Raw genomic sequence first — 17,162 nt, 5'->3', positions numbered from 1 at the left:
GGCGATTTCAGCCGCGCCGGCTTTTCTTCCACTTCGCCGTGCGCTTCGCGCAGCAACTCGCGCTCGACCGCATCGACGGCCTGTTGCGCATGCGCGCCGCGGCCGACCAGCTCGACCGTCGCGCCTTCGCCGGCGCCGAGGCCGAGCAGGCCGACGACGCTCGCGATCGACGCCTTGCGGCCGTCGAACAGCACGTCGACGGTCGCGTCGAAGCCGCGCGCGGCTTCACGCGCCCGCGCGGCCGGCCGCGCATGCAGGCCACCCGGCTGCGCGAGCACGATCTCGCGACGCACTTCGTTGTGCGCGGCCGCACCGGCCTGCGCTGCCTGCGCGGCGGCTTCGCCCTTGCCGCGCAGCGCGAGCAGCGGCGTCTCGCCGGCGGTCGCGAAACCGCTCGCGCGCTCGACCACTTCGAACGCGTCGGAATTCGCGATCGCGATCACCGACACGAGCGAATGCGCGTTTCGCGCCACCGCGTCCTGGTCGAACTCGATCAACAGCGCGCCCGCTTCGACGCGGGCGCCGGCTTCGACGTGCGCGATGAAGCCCTGCCCGTTCAGCTCGACGGTGTCGATGCCGATGTGCAACAGCACTTCCGCGCCTTGCGGTGTCGTGATCGTCACCGCGTGACCGGTGCGCGCGAGATGCGACACGACGCCCGCGCACGGCGCGACGAGCTTGCCCGCGAGCGGGTCGATGCCGATGCCGTCGCCGAACATCCCGCCGGAGAACACCGGATCGGGCACGTCGGCCAGTGCGACGATCGGCCCCGTCAACGGGCTAAGCAGAACGATCTGATCGTGGTTGGGGCTCTTCAACTGGGATTCCTCGGCGCGTCTCATCGGCTTTCTCGGCTATCAATGCGTTTCGGTGACTTTGTTCAGGTGGCGCGGCGTGTCGGGATTGCGCCCGCGTGCGACGGCGAGATCCGCCGCCATCACGTAGAACGAAAGAATGGCGGCGATCGGGTCGAGCGCCGAATGGGCGGACTGCGCGAGCGGCAGCACGGTGCCCGATACGCCGGGCGTCGATACGCCGGGCGTGCCGGCGGGCGCCGCGAGCAGCACGGCGGCGCCGCGTGCGCGCATGTCGGCGGCGAGCTGCAGCAGGCCGGCCTGCTCGGGCCCGGGCGGCGCGAACACGAGCAGCGGATAGTCGCGGTCGATGAGTTCCATCGGGCCGTGACGGACTTCGGCGCTCGAGAACGCCTCGGCCTGGATGCCGGACGTTTCCTTCAGCTTCAGCGCGGCTTCCTGCGCGATCGCGAGGCCCAGGCCGCGGCCGATGACGATCATCCGTTCGACGCCCGCGAGCGCCGCGACGGCCGGCGACCAGTCGAGCCGGCCGGCCTGCGCGAGCACGTCGGGCAGGCCGCGCAATGCGGTGATCAGCGCGGCGTCGCGCTGCCAGTACGCGACGATCTGCGCGGACAGCGACAGCATCGCGATATAGCTCTTGGTCGCGGCAACCGACAGTTCGGGGCCGGCCAGCAGCGGCAACTGGTGTTCGCACGCATCGGCGAGCGGCGACGGCAGCACGTTCACGGCGGCGACGGTACGCGCGCCGGCTTCGCGCAGCGCGGCCATCGTGTTGACGAGATCGGGGCTCTTGCCCGACTGGGAGAACGCGAGCGCGAGCTGGTCCTGCACCTTCAGCGGCGCCTGCTGCAGCGTCGCGACCGACATCGGCAGCGACGCGACCGGCACGCCGAGGCGGCTCATCGTCAGGCTCGCGAAATAGCTGGCGGCGTGATCCGAGCTGCCGCGCGCGACCGTCAACGCGACGGCCGGCGGGTGATCGAGCAATTGGCCGGCGAGCGCTTCGACGCGCGTGGTGTCGGCGAGTTGCGCGGCGACGACCTGGGCGGACTCGCGCGCTTCCTTAAGCATATTCGACAATCGATTCTCCTTCGACATAGGTCGCGGTGAGGTTCAGGTCGCGATCGAACACCGCGAGGTCGGCCCAGGCGCCGCGCTCGAGGCGGCCGCGATCTGCGACGCCGAGGTAGTCGGCCGCGTAGCGCGACATCCGGTTCGACACGTCGGCGATCGGCAGGCCGAGCGACACGAGGTTGCGCAGCGCCTGGTCCATCGTCAGCGTGCTGCCGGCGAGCGTGCCGTCGGCGAGCCGCACGCCGCCGAGGCACTTCGTCACGTGCTGGCTGCCGAGTCGGTATTCACCGTCGGGCATGCCGGTGGCGGACGTGCTGTCGGTCACGACGTACAGGCGCGGAATCGCGCGCAGCGCCGCCCGGATCGCACCCGGGTGGACGTGCAGCAGGTCAGGGATGATTTCCGCGTATTCGGCGTGCGCGAGCGCCGCGCCGACGAGGCCCGGGTTGCGGTGATGCAGCGGCGACATCGCGTTGAACAGGTGCGTGAAACCGCATGCGCCGTGCTTGAGCGCGGCGACCGCATCGTCATAGGTCGCGAGCGAGTGGCCGAGCTGCACGCGTACGCCGCGCGCGGCCATCTCGCCGATGATCTCGATGTGGCCCGCGATTTCCGGCGCAAGCGTGACGACGCGGATCGGCGCGATCGACAGGTACTTCAGCACCTCGTCGAGCACGGCCGACACGGCCGCGTCGGGCTGCGCGCCGAGCTTGCCCGGGTTGATGTACGGGCCTTCGAGATGCACGCCCAGCACGCGCGCGCCGCCCGGCGTGCGGTTCCGCGCGACGGTGCCGAGGTTCGCGACGACTTCCATCAGCTCGTCGCGCGGCGCGGTCATCGTCGTCGCGAGCAGGCTCGTCGTGCCGAATTGCGCGTGCGTGCGGACGATCGTCTCGATCGCGTCGCCGCCTTCCATCACGTCGGCGCCGCCGCCGCCATGCACGTGCAGGTCGATGAAGCCGGGCAGGATGTACGGCGCGTCGTTCGTCGCGGGATCGACGGGCGTGCCGTCGAGCGTGGTGATGCGGCCGTTCTCGCTATCGAGCGAACCGTGAATCCAGCCGTCGGGGGTGAGGATGTTGCCAGTCAGCATGACGTTCTCTTGATGATCGGGTGACGCGAGCGTCCGCGTCGTGATGTGCCAATCCGTTGCGATTCATTGCGCGCGATTGCGTTCCATCGCGATCGCGCGGGATGCGCGGGCAGTCTCGCGCGTCAGCGTTTCAGTTCGGCGACGAAGTCGTAGTAGTCGTCGCGGCAATACGTTTCGGTCACTTCGATCGCACGCTGGTCGGCGCCGTAGCCGACGCGCGTGATCACCAGCAATGCCGAGCCCGGCTTCACCGCCATCCATTTCGCGATCGCGTGCGTGGCATTCGCCGCGCGAAAGTGCTGCAGCGCGCGCACGACGGTCATGCCGCGCGTATCGAGGTATTCGTACAGCGACGCGCCGAGCGCCTGCGGATCGGGCACCACCGCGGCCGGCAGCGTCGAATGCTCGATGGCCATCACGATGCCGTCCGCGCGGCGCAGCCGTTCGAGCCGCGCCACCGTCGCGCCGGGCGCGAGGCCGAGATGCGTGAGCTCGTCACGGCTCGCGGCGCGCAGCGTGCGCGACAGCCACACCGAATCGGGCACGAAGCCGCGCTGCTGCATCTTCGCGGTGAAGCCGACGAGCCGCGACAGCGGATCGGCGACGCGCGGCGTGATGAAGCTGCCCGCGCCGCGCGCTCGCTTGATCAGGCCCTGCTCGACCAGCAGCGCGAGCGCACGACGCGCGGTGATTCGCGACACGCCGACCGACCCCGACAGCAGCCGCTCCGACGGCAGCGCCTCGCCGGCCCGCCACGCGCCGGCGTGGATCGCGCTCGCCAGATTGCGGGCGAGCTGCAAATAGAGCGGCGTGTCGTCGAGGGGGTCGGGCGCCAGTTCGGACCAGCCGGTTTCCATGTGCCTCCGGGTGTCGGACGACGATCCGTGACCGTCGAAAGTGAACGCATTATATAACCACCATAATACCAGTCAACGAACTGGTATTAGTGCCGCGGAAATCGCCGAAAGCCTTGCGCGGCAAGCGTTTTAGTGCCGGCAAAGCCTTTGTTTACAACGCGGCGCGGGATAGGGATTTACCCGAAGTGGTATGCAAAGGGACAGTTCCAGTGCGGGGACCGGCCGGGTTTCCGGCACGAATATGAGACCAGAATAGAACCAATTTGACTGACTGGTATGCATCGACGACAGAGCGCCGGTGCGACGCACGGATCAGTGGAATTCGCGGCTCGACGTGCGCAGGCCGCCGAGCAGCGGCGTCAGATCCTCGAAATGCTGCGCGACGAGGTGCCGCACGTCGCTCACGACCTGCCACACGCCGGACGCCGCAAGCAGCCGCGAATCGAGCGTTTCGCGGCGCTGCCGCGCGAGCAGTTCGGGCCGGACGATCACGTTCACGCAGCCCGTTTCGTCCTCGAGCGTCATGAACATCACGCCCTTCGCGGTGCCCGGCATCTGTCGCGCGATCACGAGTCCGCATGCGCGTGCGAGCCGGCCGTCGGGACGGTCGCGCAACTCGGCCGCGGACGACAGCCGCTGCGCGCGCAGCGCCGGCCGCAGCAACGCGACCGGGTGGCGGTTCAGCGTGAGGCCGGTGGTGTGATAGTCGGCGAGGATGTCGTCGGCTTCCGACGGCGCGCCGAGCGCGGGCTGCTCCGCCTCGTCGATCGGCGCGGCGGCGAGCAGGTCGCGCTCCGGCGCCGCGGCGACGGCCTGCCACAGCGCATCGCGGCGATGGCCGGCGAGCGTCGCGAGCGCGTTCGCCGCGGCGAGCGCCTCGAGATCGCGGCGTTCGAGCTGCGCGCGGCGGGCAAGGCTGTCGATGCTATCGAACGGGCCGGCGGTGCGAGCGGCCTCGATGCGCCGCGCGGCGGCTTCGCTCAGGCCGCGCACGAGCGACAGGCCGAGCCGCACGGCCGGTTGACCATGTGGGGGCGGCTGGTCGGGCAGTGCTTCGAGCGACGCTTCCCAACCGCTTTGCGTGACGTCGATCGGCAGCACCTTCACGCGATGACGCTTCGCGTCCTGCACGAGCTGCGACGGCGGGTAGAACCCCATCGGCTGGCTGTTCAGCAGCGCGGCGAGGAAGATCGCGGGTTCGTGGCATTTGAGCCAGCTGCTCGCGTACGCGAGTTTCGCGAAGCTGGCGGCGTGGCTTTCCGGGAAACCGTATTCGCCGAAGCCCTTGATCTGCTCGAAGATCTGTTCGGCGAATTCGCGCGTGTAGTTGCGTTCGAGCATCCCGCTGATGATCTTGTCCTGATATTTCTCGAGATTGCCCTTGCGTTTCCACGCGGCCATCGCGCGGCGCAAGTCATCCGCTTCGCCGGGTGTAAAACCGGCCGCGACGATCGCGATCTGCATCACCTGCTCCTGGAAGATCGGCACACCCAGCGTGCGAACGAGCACTTCCTTGAGCGCGTCGCTCGGATACGTGACCTCCCCCTTCTCTTCTCCGGCCACGATCCTGCGCCGCTTCAAATACGGATGCACCGCGCCGCCTTGAATCGGACCGGGCCGCACGATCGACACCTGGACGACGAGATCGTAGTAGTTGCGCGGCCTCAACCGCGGCAGCATCGACATCTGCGCGCGCGATTCGATCTGGAACACGCCGACGGTATCGGCACGGCAGATCATGTCGTAGGTTGCCTTGTCATCCTGCGGAATGTGTTTCAGCGTGAATGGCTTGCCGTCCTTCGCTGGTCCGCGCCACGCAGTGCGCAGGTCGAACGCGCGATGCAGCGCCGACAGCATGCCGAGCGCGAGCACGTCGACCTTCATCAGCCCGAGCGCTTCGAGATCGTCCTTGTCCCACTGGATCACGCGCCGCCCGTCCATCGCCGCATTTTCGACCGGCACGAGCCGCGTGAGCTTGCCGCGGCTGATCACGAAGCCGCCCGAATGCTGCGACAGGTGGCGCGGAAAGTTGAGCAGGCGCCCCGCCAGTTCGGCCCATGTCTGAATGATCGGCGTCGCCGGATCGAGCCCGGTCGACGCGAATTGCTGCAGCAGATCGCGGCTGCCGTCGAACCAGCGATGGCCCTTCGCGACGCGGTCGACCAGCATCGGATCGACACCGAGCGCCTTGCCGGTTTCACGCAGCACGCCGCGCGGGCGATACGTCGAGACGGCGGCGGCAAGCGCGGCGCGATCCTTGCCGTATTTTTCGTAGATGTGCTGGATCACCTCTTCGCGGCGCTGATGCTCGAAGTCGACGTCGATATCCGGCGGCTCGCCTCGCTTCTCGCTGATGAAGCGCTCGAACAGCATCGTGCTCTGATCGGGATTCACTTCGGTGATGCCGAGGCAGTAACAGACCACCGAGTTCGCGGCCGAACCCCGCCCTTGGCACAAGATGTTCTGACTGCGCGCGTATTTGACGATGTCGTAGACGGTCAGGAAGAACGGCTCGTATTCCAGTTTCGCGATCAGGGCAAGTTCGTACCGGATCTGCTTTGCCACCTTCTCCGGCACACCATTCCAATAGCGTCGAGCAACACCTGCCCACGTCTCCTGCTTCAAGTAACTGGTCGGCGTGTGTCCGCGCGGCACGAGTTCGAGTGGATATTCATACTTCAAATCGTCGAGATCGAAATCGCACGCATCGAGCATCGCACACGTTTCCGCGATCTCTTCCGCCGAAAACAACTTCGCGATCCGCCCGCGCGAACGCAGATGCTGCTCCGCATTCGGCGCGAGCGCATAGCCGCACTCGGCCACCGGCATCCCGACACGAATCGCCGTCATCACGTCCTGCAGCGGCTTGCACGAGCGCACGTGCATCGTCACGTCGCCGAGCGCGACGAGTCGCACGCCGCGCCGTTTGCCGGCCGCACGAATCTCGTCGCGCTGCACGCCGTCGAGCGCGCGCTGCAACTGCACGAGCCCGACCCGCGCACGCTCGCCGAACGTCGCGCGAAACCACGCGACCTGCGCATCGAGCACGTCCGCCCGCACCGGATACGTCGGCACGAGAATCGCGAAGCAGTCGGGCATCCCGCGCAGGTGTGCAAACTTCGCCGGCGGCGCCGACAGCATCCGCGACGTCAGCTTGTACGTCCCCTTCGGAGCCTCCATCCGCCGCCATGAAATCAGCTCGGACAGATTGCCGTACCCTTCGCGGTTCTGCGCGAGCAACACGAGCCCGAACGCACCGGGGCCCGGGTCGTGGCCGGGTGCGACTTCATCCGGCGTGACGTCGAAATACGAACCGATGACGAGCGACAGCCCTTCCTCTTTAGCGGCGACATGCATGCGCGGCGCGCCGGCGAGCGAGCATTCGTCGGTGATCGCGATCCCGCGATAGCCGAGTTTCACCGCACGCTCGACCAGTTCCTCCGCATGCGATGCGCCATGCAGGAACGAAAAATTCGAGCGGCAGAACAACTCCGCGTAATCGGGCAGCAAGCTGAATTCCGCAACCATCTTCGTTCACCCGAACAGGCCGTGCAGGAACCAGCGCGGCGCAGCCTGACTGCTCGTCCGCTCCCTGAACACCCAATAGCACGCACCCTCTTCGTCCTGCGCGACGTGGTAATCGCGTGCAACGAGCTGCCCGTCGAACCACCCGGCTTCGATCCGCTCGGCCGACGACATCATCCGGAGCGGCGTATGAAATACCGGCCGCTCGCCGCGCATCAGCAACGGCAGCGGCTCGGCCAGCAGCCACGCGGGACGCGGCGGCGCGGCGGGTGAAACAGCAGCGGGCTTGCCGGCCTGCGCATCGAGCGGTAGCCAACGATTCGCAGCTTCGGGCCGGTAATCGGCGACAGGCGCCGCGCGCAGCACGTTCTCCGCGCCGAGCCGCGCGACCAGCAACTCGAACAACCGCTCGCGGGTTTCCCGCGTACCGCCCGGCTCGGGAAAAAGATCGTCGGCCGGCGGCGCGACCGATTCGACGCGCGTGGCCTTCAGCCGCACCGCGATCACCGCGGCCGGCAACTCGACGCGCGCGAGCCGCTCGCCCAGCAGCCGCATGAAATGCGCTTCGTCGCGCACGGGCGCCGCGAACGCGAGCTCGAGCGGGGTCGGCGGCACGGCCTGACGGCCGCGCTCGTGCTCGAGATCGAAGGTCATCGCGGCCAGCGACAGTTGCCGCGCGGCCAGCCAGCCGCACAGCTGCACGACGAGCCGCCGCGCGGCGAACAGCACGGCTTCCGCGTATTCGACGCGCTCCGGCAATTCGAGCCGCACGTCGAACACGGGCGGCACCGCCATCCATGCGAGCGGCTCGACCGCTTCGCCGTACGCCCGATCGAGCGCGGCCAGCAGCGCGGGACCGCAGCGCCGCTGCAGCCCCGCGCGCGGCAGCCGGCGCAGATCGGCGAGCGTGCGGCAGCCGAGGCCGTCGAACCAGCCCGCATACGGACGCGCATCGGGCAGCAGCACGCACGGCAACCGATCGAGCGTGCGGACGAGCGAGCCCTGGCGCGCGACACGGCGCCGGATGCGTGCCCGCGCCGACGTGCGCGCGAGCAGCCACGCGCCGCACCCGGTCGGCGCGGCGGACAGGCGCGCCGCGTAGCCGAGCGCCGCGAGCGTCGCACGCACCTGTCGGCACAGCGACGGCAGCCCGCCGAACAGCCGCAGGCTCGGGCCGACGTCGACGATCAGCGTGGCTTCGTCGCCGAGCGCGACGCACGGCGAGAAGCGCAGCAACGCGAGCGCGACCGCGCGCAGCGCATCGGCTTCGCGGGCGGGATCGCGGTCGACGAGCAGCGTGTCCGGCGCGAGCGTGAGCACGCCGCCGCGCTTCATGCCCGCGCGCACGCCCTGCCGGCGCGCGGCCGCATCGGCGATCAGCACGACCCCCTGCTCGAGCACCGCGCAGCCTGCCTCGCTGGCCTCGCCGGCCGCCGCGTCAGACGGCGGCGGGGCGCACACGTCGAGCGGCAGGCGCGGCAGATGGATGCCGAGCAAGACGCGCATAGCGGCTCTCCACGATGGGCGACGGCAAATCGAGCACGAGCGGCTCGCTGCGCGCGGGCCCGCGACGCTTGATGATGTCGAGCGACACGCCGCCCGGCACCGGATACAGCGCGACGCGCAGCACGGCCGGCGACGGCTGCCGCGCGGCCGACAGCGGACGCAGCATCACGAACAGCGTGTCGCCGGTGCGCGCGGCCGCGAGATGCAGGCGCCGCAGCGCATCGGGCCGCGCGTCCTGCCAGAGCAGCAGCGCGCCGCAACAGCCGGTCTTGAGCGCCTGCTCGGCGGCCCACAGTGCATCGGTGCGGCTACCGGCGCGCAGCCACAGCAGCGTATCGGCCGGCACGCCGAGACTGGCGAGCGCGGTGGCATGCGGCGACTGCGGCGGCGCGACGAGCGCGAGCGGCCGCCGCGCGCTGACGCTGCGGGCGAGCGCGGGCGCGAGCAGCCGCATCTCGCCGCAGCCCGGCTGCGCGGCCAGCAGTTCGACGAGGCCGCCGACCGGCCAGCCGCCACCCGGCAGCTCGGCCGACAGCGGCGCGAAGCCCGTGTCGATCGTGCGCGGACCGCCGCGCGCGAGCTGCGAGCCGCGCCAAAGGGACGGATGAAGGGATTCGGGAGCAATGGAGGATGCGAGCATGACGCCACCCACAACTGTATGGATATACAGTATATGGCAATGCGTCCGCGCCGCACAGCACCGGTGTAGAACCGGTTTTCGTCGGAAGAAATCAGGGAGAAGCCGGCGCGCCCGTCATGCCACGGCGCGCCGGCCCGTCGGCCGTTGGTCAGTGGTCAGCGGCCCGTCAGCCGAGCAGCAGCGCGTCGTCGTCGAGCTGCTCGTGCCGCACCTTCTCGAACATCTGCAGCAGGTCCGGCACGTCGAGCCCGCGACGCGCCTCGCCCGACACGTCGAGCACGACCTGCCCCTGGTGCAGCATCACCGTGCGGTCGCCGTAGTCGAGCGCCTGCCGCATGCTGTGCGTGACCATCATCGTCGTCAGCTTGCTCTCGGCGACGATGCGCGCGGTCAGCTCCAGCACGAACGCGGCCGTCTTCGGGTCGAGCGCGGCCGTGTGCTCGTCGAGCAGCAGGATTCGCGACGGCCGCAGCGACGCCATCAGCAGGCTCACCGCCTGCCGCTGGCCGCCCGACAGCAGCCCGATCCGGTCGGTCAACCGGTTTTCCAGCCCGAGGTTCAGCAGCCGCAGCTTGTCGCGGAACAGCTCGCGCGACGGCCGGTCGAGCGCCGCGCGAAAACCGCGCCGCGTGCCGCGCGCCATCGCGAGCGCCATGTTCTCCTCGATCGTCAGCGCCTCGCAGGTGCCGGCCATCGGGTCCTGGAACACGCGCGCGACGAGGTGCGCGCGATCCCACGCGGCCTTGCGCGTGACGTCCGTGCCGTCGATCGCGATGCGCCCCGCATCGACACGCTGGTCGCCGCTGACCGCATTGAGGAAGGTCGACTTGCCGGCGCCGTTCGAGCCGATCACCGCGACGAACTGGCCGTCGGGAATCTCGAGCGACAGCCCGCGCAGCGCGCGCGTCTCGATCGGCGTGCCGGGATTGAACGTGAGTTTGAGATCGTGTGCGGACAGCATGTCATGCCCCTCCGTTCTTGCGCGCGAACAGCTTCTTGCGCGTCGCCGGCAGCACCAGCGCGATCGTGACGAGCGCGGCCGTCACGAGGTTCAGGTCCTGCGCCTTCAGGCCGATGAATTCGCTGTTCAGCGCGAGCGCGATGAAGAAGCGGTAGACGATCGCGCCGAGCACGACGGCGAGCGTCGTCAGCACCAGCCGGCGCGCGGGCAGCAGCGTCTCGCCGATGATCACCGCGGCCAGCCCGATCACGATCGTGCCGATCCCCATCGAGATGTCCGAGCCGCCCTGCGTCTGCGCGAACAGGGCGCCCGCGAGCGCGACGAGCGCGTTCGACAACGCCATCCCGGCGAGCGTCGCACGGCCGGTCGCGATGCCTTGCGCACGCGCCATCCGCGGGTTCGCGCCGGTCGCGCGCATCGCGAGGCCGAGCTGCGACGAGAAGAACCAGTCGAGGCCGAGCTTCGCGACCACGACGACGATCGCGAGCAGCGCCGGGCGCAGCACGTAATCGGGCATCCAGTCGGGCTGCAGCACGGTGAAGAGCGTCGGCTCCGTGATCAGCGGCACGTTCGGCCGGCCCATGATCCGCAGGTTCACCGAGTAGAGCGCGATCATCATCAGGATACTGGCGAGCAGATCCATGATCTTCAGGCGCACGTTCAGCCAGCCGGTGACGAAGCCGGCCAGCGCGCCCGCGACGATCGCGATCACGGTCGACGTGAACGGGTCATGGCCGGCCGAGATCAGCGTCGCGGCGACAGCGCCGCCGAGCGGAAAGCTGCCGTCGACGGTGAGGTCGGGGAAGTTGAGGATGCGAAACGAGATCAGCACCCCGAGGGCGACGAGGCTGAAGATCAGGCCGATCTCCAGTGCGCCCAGAAACGAGAACAGAGACATGATGGGGAAATCCTGTTGCTTCCCGGCCGGACGTGTACGGCCGGGCGAAGCGAACGGGCGGCCCCGGGTGGAGGCCGCCCGTCCGGCGATGTCGTCGAGACCCGGATCGGGCCTGCCAGCGCGGCAGTCGGGCCGCGGCTTACTTGATGACCGTCTTCGCTTCCTTGACGAGATCTGGCGACAGCGTGACGCCCTGCTTCGCGGCCGCGCCCGTATTGACGAACAGCTCGAGGTTGCTGCTCGTCTCCGACGCGATCGCGCCCGGCTTCTCGCCCTTCAGGATGCGCGCGACGACCTTGCCCGTCTGGCGGCCGAGGTCGCCGTAGTTGATGCCGAGCGCCGCGATGCCGCCGCGCTTCACGCTGTCGGTATCGCCCGCGACGAGCGGGATCTTCGCTTCGTTCGCGACCTTCACGAGCGCTTCGTACGCGGACACGACGTTGTTGTCGGTATTCGTGTAGATCACGTCGACCTTGCCGATCAGGCTCTTCGCGGCCGGGCCGATGTCGACGGTACGCGGCGCGGCCGCTTCCTTCAGCGTCATCCCCTGCTTCGCGAGGATCTCCTTGAGCTCCTTCACGACGACGACCGAATTCGCCTCGCCCGGGTTGTAGACCATGCCGACCGTCTTCGCATTCGGCACGACGCGCTTGATCAGCGCGACCTGGCGATCGAGCGGCAGCTTGTCGGACACGCCCGTCACGTTGGTGCCCGACGGGCCCCAGCCCTTCACGAGCTGCGCGGCGACCGGGTCGGTCACGCCCGAGTAGACGACCGGCACGCTCTTCGTTGCGGCGACGACCGACTGCGCGGCCGGCGTCGCGATCGCGACGATCACGTCTGGCTTGTCGCCGACGAACTTGCGCGCGATCTGCGCGGCCGTGCCCGTGTTGCCCTGCGCGCTCTGGTATTCCCACTTGAGCTTGTCGTCGCCGTAACCTTCCGCCTTCAGTTCGGCGCGCACGCCGTCGCGGATCGCATCGAGCGCCGGATGGTCGACGATCGACAGCACCTTGACGGTCTGGGCATGCGCGGCGCCGGCCAGCACGAGTGCGGCGACGCCGGCCGTGATCGAACGGATCGCGAAAGTCTTGAATTGCTTCATGGGTATGTCTCCCCCGTATTGTGTCGGTTCTGGATGATGGATTCCCGCCGCCGTCGGGCGGGCGCCGCCCGTGCGTACGAAACGCGGGCGATCGGCCCGCGCATGCTCCGGGAAAGCATGCAGCGGCGAACGCACGAGGATACCATTTCCGCAGACCACCGCCTGACTCCACGCTTTCACGCGGCCCGCCGGACGCCGCCCTCGCCGAGGCCCCGCGAAGGCGTCCAAAGCCCCGCCGGTGGCGGCTCCGGCGCGCGTCGGCCAACGCATCAGCCGTGCTCATGGCTTTACGCTATGCTGTCGGCCGACCCAATCCACTCCATCGGAGGGCAGATGAAACGGGGTATCCGAGCCATCGCGTTCGCCGCCGTCGCGCTGGCGCTGCCGGGCGCGGCGTTCGCGCTGACCGACGGCAGCGCGCCATACGACGACTGCATGCTCAATGCGCTGCGCGAAAGCCGCAACGGCGCGGCGGCCCAGTTGATCCAGCGCTCGTGCGACGCGCTGTACCGCAACAACGCGATGCTGCTGCCGCGCGAGCGGCGCTTTCACGAGTGCGTCGTGCAGTCGCTGCCCGGCGTGCGCGACAACTACGCGATCCAGCAGATCATGTCGATCTGCTCGCGGCGCGGCGAGATGTAGGCGCACCTGCCGCGCCAATGAAAAAGGGCCTGCGCGATGCAGGCCCTGTTCGTTCAGCGGTCCGACCGGTGAGCGGCGTTCAGAACGACGCGACCATCGAGCCCTTGAACTGCTTCTTGATGAATTCCTTCACTTCCGGCGACTGGTACGCCTTGACCAGCTTCTTCACCCACGGCTGATCCTTGTCCTTCGCGCGCACGGCGATCAGGTTCGCGTACGGGCTGGTCAGCGCCTCGAGCGCGATCGCGTCCTTGGTCGGCTGCAGGTTCGCGGCCAGCGCGTAGTTGGTGTTGATCACGGCCGCGTCGACGTCCGACAGCACGCGCGGCAGTTGCGCGGCGTCGAGTTCGGAGATCTTCAGCTTCTTCGGGTTCTCGGCGATGTCGAGCACCGTCGCGTTGTTGCCGCCCGTGCCGGCGCCCGCCTTCAGCTTGATCACGCCTTGCGTCTGCAACAGCAGCAGCGCGCGGTTTTCGTTCGACGGATCGTTCGGCACCGCGAGCTTCGCGCCCTGCGGCAGATCCTTCAGCGACTTGAACTTCTTCGAGTACACGCCGATCGGCGAGATGTAGGTCAGGCCCGCGCTGACGATCTTGTAGCCGCGCTGCTTCACCTGGCTGTCGAGGTAGGGCTGGTGCTGGAAGCTGTTCGCATCGAGGTCGCCCGAATCGAGCGCCGCGTTCGGCTGCACGTAGTCGTTGAACTCGATGACCTTCACGTTCAGGCCTTCCTTCTCTTTCGCGACCTTCTGCACGACTTGCCAGACTTCCGAATCCGGGCCGGCGACCGTGCCGACCTTGATCACCTTGTCTTCGGCGTGCGCGCCGGCCGACAGTGTCAGCGCGGCACCGGTGGCCAGCACGGAAAATACCTTCAGGAGACTGCGACGCTTCATCTGTTTCTCGCTTGCTTGCTTACTTGAAATGGGGCGCGATACGGGTATGCCCGGACTCGCAGGAAGGGCCAAATGGTGTCACAGGATCGGCGGGAAGTGAAATACATCCCGCTCATATGGGTATGCACCAGCGCAGTGCTGGCGGCCGACGTGTCGACTCGGCCGTTAGTTGCATTTCTCACTCAACGCATCGGTCCGTCGACCGACCGCGTCACGCCGCCACCGCCTCGTCGGCCGTCTGCTTGCCGAAGGCCGGCTCGGCTGCCCGCGCGCCGGCTCCGCGCGGCGACGCGCCGGCGGTATTGCCGACCCGGAACGCGCCGACCGCGTCGCGCAGCCGTACGGCCTGCTCCTGCAGCGACGCGGCCGCCGCCGCGGCTTCCTCGACCAGCGCCGCGTTCTGCTGCGTCACCTGGTCCATCTGCGTGACCGCGCGCCCGACCTGCGTGATGCCGCTCGCCTGCTCCTCGGACGCGGCCGCGATCTCGCCCATGATGTCGGTCACGCGCGCGACCGCCTGCAGGATCTCGCCCATCGTCGTGCCGGCCTGGCCGACCAGCGTCGAGCCGTTGCGCACGCGCTCGACCGAATCGACGATCAGCTCGCGAATCTCCTTCGCGGCCGTCGCGCTGCGCTGCGCGAGCGAACGCACCTCGCCCGCGACCACCGCGAAGCCGCGCCCCTGCTCGCCCGCACGGGCGGCCTCGACCGCCGCGTTCAGCGCGAGGATGTTGGTCTGGAATGCGATGCCCTCGATCACGCCGATGATGTCGGCGATCTTGCGCGAACTGTCGTCGATCTCGCCCATCGTGCCGATCACGCGGTTCACGACGTCGCTGCCGGTGCGCGCGATGTCCGACGCGTTGTTCGCGAGCCCGCTCGCCTGCCGCGCGTTGTCGGCGTTCTGCTTCACCGTCGCGGTCAGCTGCTCCATGCTCGCGGCCGTTTCCTCGAGCGACGCGGCCTGCTCCTCGGTGCGCTGCGACAGGTCGTCGTTGCCGGCCGAGATCTGGCGGCTCGCCGACGCGATCGCTTCGGCCGACTGGCGAATCCCGCCGATCGTCGCCTGCAGCCGCGCCTGCATGTCGTGCATCGCGGCCATCATGCTCGTGCGGTCGCCCGCGCGCACCGGCACCGGCAGCGTGAGGTCGCCCTGCGCGATGCGCGCCGCGAGCGCGGCCGCTTCGTCCGGCTCGCCGCCGAGGCTGCCGCGCACGTTGCGGATGATCACCAGCATCGCCGCGCTGATCACGAAGCCGATCACGAACACCACGGCCAGGTGGCCGAGCAGCGTCCGGTAGTAGACGGTGTCGATGTCCTTCAGGAACACGCCGCTCGAGATGTTCCAGTCCCACGGCGCGAACCGCGTGACGTAGCTGATCTTCGGCACGGCCGTCTCGCTGTGCGGCAAGCGCCCGCGATATTCGGCGAATCCGCTGCCGGTTGCCTTCGCGGCGTTCAGGATCGTCACGAACAGCGGCTTGCCGTCCGGATCGAGATAGTCGCCGACCTGCGTGTCGACGAGCTTCGGCAGCGTCGGATGCATCAGCACGACCGGCTTCGAATCCATCACGAACACATAGCCCGAATCGCCGTAGCGCATCGCGGCCAGGCGCGCGAGCGCGTCGCGCTTCGCGTCGGCCTCGGGCAGCGTGCCGTTCTGCGCGAGCGCGTGATAGGCCTTCACGATGCCCGCCGCCGAGTCGACGAGATTCGCGATGCCGGCCTTGCGTTCGGCGAGCATCGTCGCGCGCGTCTCGTAGGCGCTCCATGCGCCGACGCCCAGAAGACCGATCCATACCAGCGCAAGCGCGAGCCACAGCTTGCGGTTCAAACTCATTCTGCTCATCTGCGTGCCTCTGTCGATGTCGATGCATCCGGCGCGCGAACGGCCTGCCGCGCGCAAACGGTTGCTCTTTTATTTACGGCAACGAGGCTTACATCTTGAATACACGCGAACCCGGCGAACCGGAGATCGACAAACGCACCGCCCGCCGGCGCGACAGCCCGCATCCGCTGTGCTAAAAAGACCGGCTGACCGGCGCACAAGGCGCCGGCATCATTCCAGGGCCATCCATGTACGTCATCGACATCCACTACACCGCGTCGCTCGAGCGCATCGACGACGCGCTCGAACGCCACCGCGCGTACCTGCAGCCGCAGTTCGACAAGGGCATCTTCATCGCGGCGGGGCCGAAGGTGCCGCGCGAAGGCGGCGTGATCCTCGCGGCCCGCATCGATCGCGACGAACTCGACGCGATCCTCGAAACCGACCCGTTCGTCACCGAGGGGCTCGCCACCTATCGCGTGACGGAATTCCGGATCACGCGCGCCGCGTCGGGCTTCAACGTGCCGGCGCTGCCGTAACGCGGCGTCCGCGCAATACGTGCGCAATACGTGCGCAGTACGCGCGCATGCCGACGCGCCGCCCGGCGGGCAGCGCATGCGCACGACAACGAGAGCGGGAAAACGCGACGGCGCGAAAGCGGCCGTCACGCGCAACGCCGGGCCGGGCGCCCGGCGTGCCGGTCAGTCGACCAGCAGCTTCAGGTCGTGGACCCACGGAGCCGGGCCCTGACCGTCGCGCACGAACAGGCGCAGCTTGCCGTCGCGGTCGAACACGTAGCTCGCGGCCGTGTGATCCATCGTGTAACTGCCGGGCGTCTTGCCGGGCACCTTCGCGTAGTACACGCGGAAATCCTTCGTGACCTTCTTCAGCGCCGCTTCGTCGGCCGGCCGCAGCCCGATGAACGACGGATCGAACGCGGGCACGTACTGGCCGAGCAGCGCCGGCGTGTCGCGTTCCGGATCGACGGTGACGAACAGCACCTGCACGCGCTTCGCGGCGTCGGGGCCGAGCTGCTTCAGCGCTTCGGACAATTCGGCCATCGTGGTCGGGCACACGTCCGGGCAATGCGTATAGCCGAAGAACATCACGACGGCACGGCCCTTGAAGTCGGCGAGCGTGCGGACCTTGCCGGTCGTATCGGGCAGCGAGAAGTCGCTGCCGAACTGCGTGTTGCCGGTGATGTCGAGATTCTGGAATTTCGGCGCGTTGTCGCATCCGGCGAGCAGCAGCGCTGCCGTGAATGCGCACGCGAGCATCCAGCCTTGGCGCGCGCGGCGCCCGAACCGTGATGGAAGCATT

General features: G+C 68.7%; 15 protein-coding genes. 2 read left to right on the top strand and 13 right to left on the bottom strand.

Features of this window, described 5'->3' with window-relative positions; all coding sequences use genetic code 11:
• The 10 genes from H3O04_RS13830 to H3O04_RS13785 form a co-directional block, all read right to left on the bottom strand.
• Positions 1–842 (bottom strand): PTS sugar transporter subunit IIA (locus H3O04_RS13830; protein WP_202587891.1); only part of this gene is annotated, 842 nt, incomplete at its 3' end.
• A gap of 15 nt (positions 843–857) precedes the next feature.
• Positions 858–1,889 carry an SIS domain-containing protein gene (locus tag H3O04_RS13825; protein ID WP_027806744.1) on the bottom strand — a complete coding sequence of 344 codons (1,032 nt, stop codon included), beginning with the start codon at positions 1,887–1,889 and terminating at the stop codon, positions 858–860.
• Entirely contained in the window at positions 1,882–2,985 is a 1,104-nt protein-coding gene (gene nagA / locus H3O04_RS13820; RefSeq protein ID WP_027812018.1) for an N-acetylglucosamine-6-phosphate deacetylase, read from the bottom strand. Before nagA ends, H3O04_RS13825 begins: the two co-directional genes overlap by 8 nt.
• Positions 2,986–3,107: 122 nt before the next feature.
• A complete protein-coding gene (locus H3O04_RS13815; RefSeq protein WP_011546263.1) occupies positions 3,108–3,842 on the bottom strand; it encodes a GntR family transcriptional regulator in 735 nt (244 codons plus the stop codon).
• A gap of 312 nt (positions 3,843–4,154) precedes the next feature.
• Positions 4,155–7,370 carry an error-prone DNA polymerase gene (locus H3O04_RS13810; RefSeq protein ID WP_078041057.1) on the bottom strand — a complete coding sequence of 1,072 codons (3,216 nt, stop codon included), beginning with the start codon at positions 7,368–7,370 and terminating at the stop codon, positions 4,155–4,157.
• A 6-nt stretch (positions 7,371–7,376) separates the two neighbouring features.
• Positions 7,377–8,873, bottom strand: a complete 1,497-nt coding sequence (locus tag H3O04_RS13805) for a Y-family DNA polymerase (protein ID WP_011694410.1) — start codon at positions 8,871–8,873, stop codon at positions 7,377–7,379.
• The gene (gene imuA / locus H3O04_RS13800) at positions 8,806–9,513 is read right to left on the bottom strand and encodes a translesion DNA synthesis-associated protein ImuA (protein ID WP_125380963.1); all 708 of its coding nucleotides are present in this window, start codon (positions 9,511–9,513) and stop codon (positions 8,806–8,808) included. Before imuA ends, H3O04_RS13805 begins: the two co-directional genes overlap by 68 nt.
• 166 nt (positions 9,514–9,679) lie before the next feature.
• Positions 9,680–10,474 (bottom strand): ABC transporter ATP-binding protein, encoded by a 795-nt coding sequence (locus tag H3O04_RS13795; RefSeq protein ID WP_006477746.1) that lies wholly within the window; start codon positions 10,472–10,474, stop codon positions 9,680–9,682.
• A 1-nt stretch (position 10,475) separates the two neighbouring features.
• Positions 10,476–11,372 carry an ABC transporter permease gene (locus H3O04_RS13790; RefSeq protein ID WP_011546267.1) on the bottom strand — a complete coding sequence of 299 codons (897 nt, stop codon included), beginning with the start codon at positions 11,370–11,372 and terminating at the stop codon, positions 10,476–10,478.
• A 139-nt stretch (positions 11,373–11,511) separates the two neighbouring features.
• Positions 11,512–12,477 carry an ABC transporter substrate-binding protein gene (locus tag H3O04_RS13785; RefSeq protein WP_200161474.1) on the bottom strand — a complete coding sequence of 322 codons (966 nt, stop codon included), beginning with the start codon at positions 12,475–12,477 and terminating at the stop codon, positions 11,512–11,514.
• A 333-nt stretch (positions 12,478–12,810) separates the two neighbouring features.
• Between H3O04_RS13785 and H3O04_RS13780 the strand changes: the two genes are divergently transcribed.
• On the top strand, positions 12,811–13,119 hold the full coding sequence (locus H3O04_RS13780; protein ID WP_200161475.1) for a VF_A0006 family four-cysteine protein: 309 nt from the start codon (positions 12,811–12,813) through the stop codon (positions 13,117–13,119).
• 79 nt (positions 13,120–13,198) lie between these two features.
• On the opposite strand, the gene H3O04_RS13775 is transcribed toward H3O04_RS13780, so the two are convergent.
• Both H3O04_RS13775 and H3O04_RS13770 read right to left on the bottom strand, forming a co-directional pair.
• On the bottom strand, positions 13,199–14,014 hold the full coding sequence (locus H3O04_RS13775) for a MetQ/NlpA family ABC transporter substrate-binding protein (RefSeq protein ID WP_006477742.1): 816 nt from the start codon (positions 14,012–14,014) through the stop codon (positions 13,199–13,201).
• A gap of 211 nt (positions 14,015–14,225) precedes the next feature.
• Positions 14,226–15,863 carry a methyl-accepting chemotaxis protein gene (locus H3O04_RS13770; protein WP_202587890.1) on the bottom strand — a complete coding sequence of 546 codons (1,638 nt, stop codon included), beginning with the start codon at positions 15,861–15,863 and terminating at the stop codon, positions 14,226–14,228.
• Between the two features lie 227 nt (positions 15,864–16,090).
• Here H3O04_RS13770 and H3O04_RS13765 point away from each other — a divergent pair, with 227 nt between their 5' ends.
• Complete coding sequence (locus H3O04_RS13765) at positions 16,091–16,381, top strand: YciI family protein (RefSeq protein WP_006477740.1); 291 nt, start codon at positions 16,091–16,093, stop codon at positions 16,379–16,381.
• A 162-nt stretch (positions 16,382–16,543) separates the two neighbouring features.
• Here H3O04_RS13765 and H3O04_RS13760 read toward each other — a convergent pair whose 3' ends face one another.
• Positions 16,544–17,161: an SCO family protein gene (locus H3O04_RS13760; protein ID WP_006477739.1), complete on the bottom strand. Its 618-nt coding sequence runs from the start codon at positions 17,159–17,161 to the stop codon at positions 16,544–16,546.
• Position 17,162: the final 1 nt, after the last annotated feature.

This window comes from Burkholderia sp. KCJ3K979 (assembly GCF_016759955.1).
Taxonomy (GTDB): domain Bacteria; phylum Pseudomonadota; class Gammaproteobacteria; order Burkholderiales; family Burkholderiaceae; genus Burkholderia; species Burkholderia orbicola.
This window is presented reverse-complemented; position numbering and strand designations above follow the sequence as displayed.

Excerpts from the sequence above, each read along its gene's own strand:
- H3O04_RS13825 (WP_027806744.1), bottom strand. The coding sequence starts at position 1,889 with ATGCTTAAGGAAGCGCGCGAGTCCGCCCAGGTCGTCGCCGCGCAACTC.
- nagA (WP_027812018.1), bottom strand. The coding sequence starts at position 2,985 with ATGCTGACTGGCAACATCCTCACCCCCGACGGCTGGATTCACGGTTCG.
- H3O04_RS13815 (WP_011546263.1), bottom strand. The coding sequence starts at position 3,842 with ATGGAAACCGGCTGGTCCGAACTGGCGCCCGACCCCCTCGACGACACG.
- H3O04_RS13810 (WP_078041057.1), bottom strand. The coding sequence starts at position 7,370 with ATGGTTGCGGAATTCAGCTTGCTGCCCGATTACGCGGAGTTGTTCTGC.
- H3O04_RS13805 (WP_011694410.1), bottom strand. The coding sequence starts at position 8,873 with ATGCGCGTCTTGCTCGGCATCCATCTGCCGCGCCTGCCGCTCGACGTG.
- imuA (WP_125380963.1), bottom strand. The coding sequence starts at position 9,513 with ATGCTCGCATCCTCCATTGCTCCCGAATCCCTTCATCCGTCCCTTTGG.
- H3O04_RS13795 (WP_006477746.1), bottom strand. The coding sequence starts at position 10,474 with ATGCTGTCCGCACACGATCTCAAACTCACGTTCAATCCCGGCACGCCG.
- H3O04_RS13790 (WP_011546267.1), bottom strand. The coding sequence starts at position 11,372 with ATGTCTCTGTTCTCGTTTCTGGGCGCACTGGAGATCGGCCTGATCTTC.
- H3O04_RS13785 (WP_200161474.1), bottom strand. The coding sequence starts at position 12,477 with ATGAAGCAATTCAAGACTTTCGCGATCCGTTCGATCACGGCCGGCGTC.
- H3O04_RS13780 (WP_200161475.1), top strand. The coding sequence starts at position 12,811 with ATGAAACGGGGTATCCGAGCCATCGCGTTCGCCGCCGTCGCGCTGGCG.
- H3O04_RS13775 (WP_006477742.1), bottom strand. The coding sequence starts at position 14,014 with ATGAAGCGTCGCAGTCTCCTGAAGGTATTTTCCGTGCTGGCCACCGGT.
- H3O04_RS13770 (WP_202587890.1), bottom strand. The coding sequence starts at position 15,863 with ATGAGCAGAATGAGTTTGAACCGCAAGCTGTGGCTCGCGCTTGCGCTG.
- H3O04_RS13765 (WP_006477740.1), top strand. The coding sequence starts at position 16,091 with ATGTACGTCATCGACATCCACTACACCGCGTCGCTCGAGCGCATCGAC.
- H3O04_RS13760 (WP_006477739.1), bottom strand. The coding sequence starts at position 17,161 with ATGCTTCCATCACGGTTCGGGCGCCGCGCGCGCCAAGGCTGGATGCTC.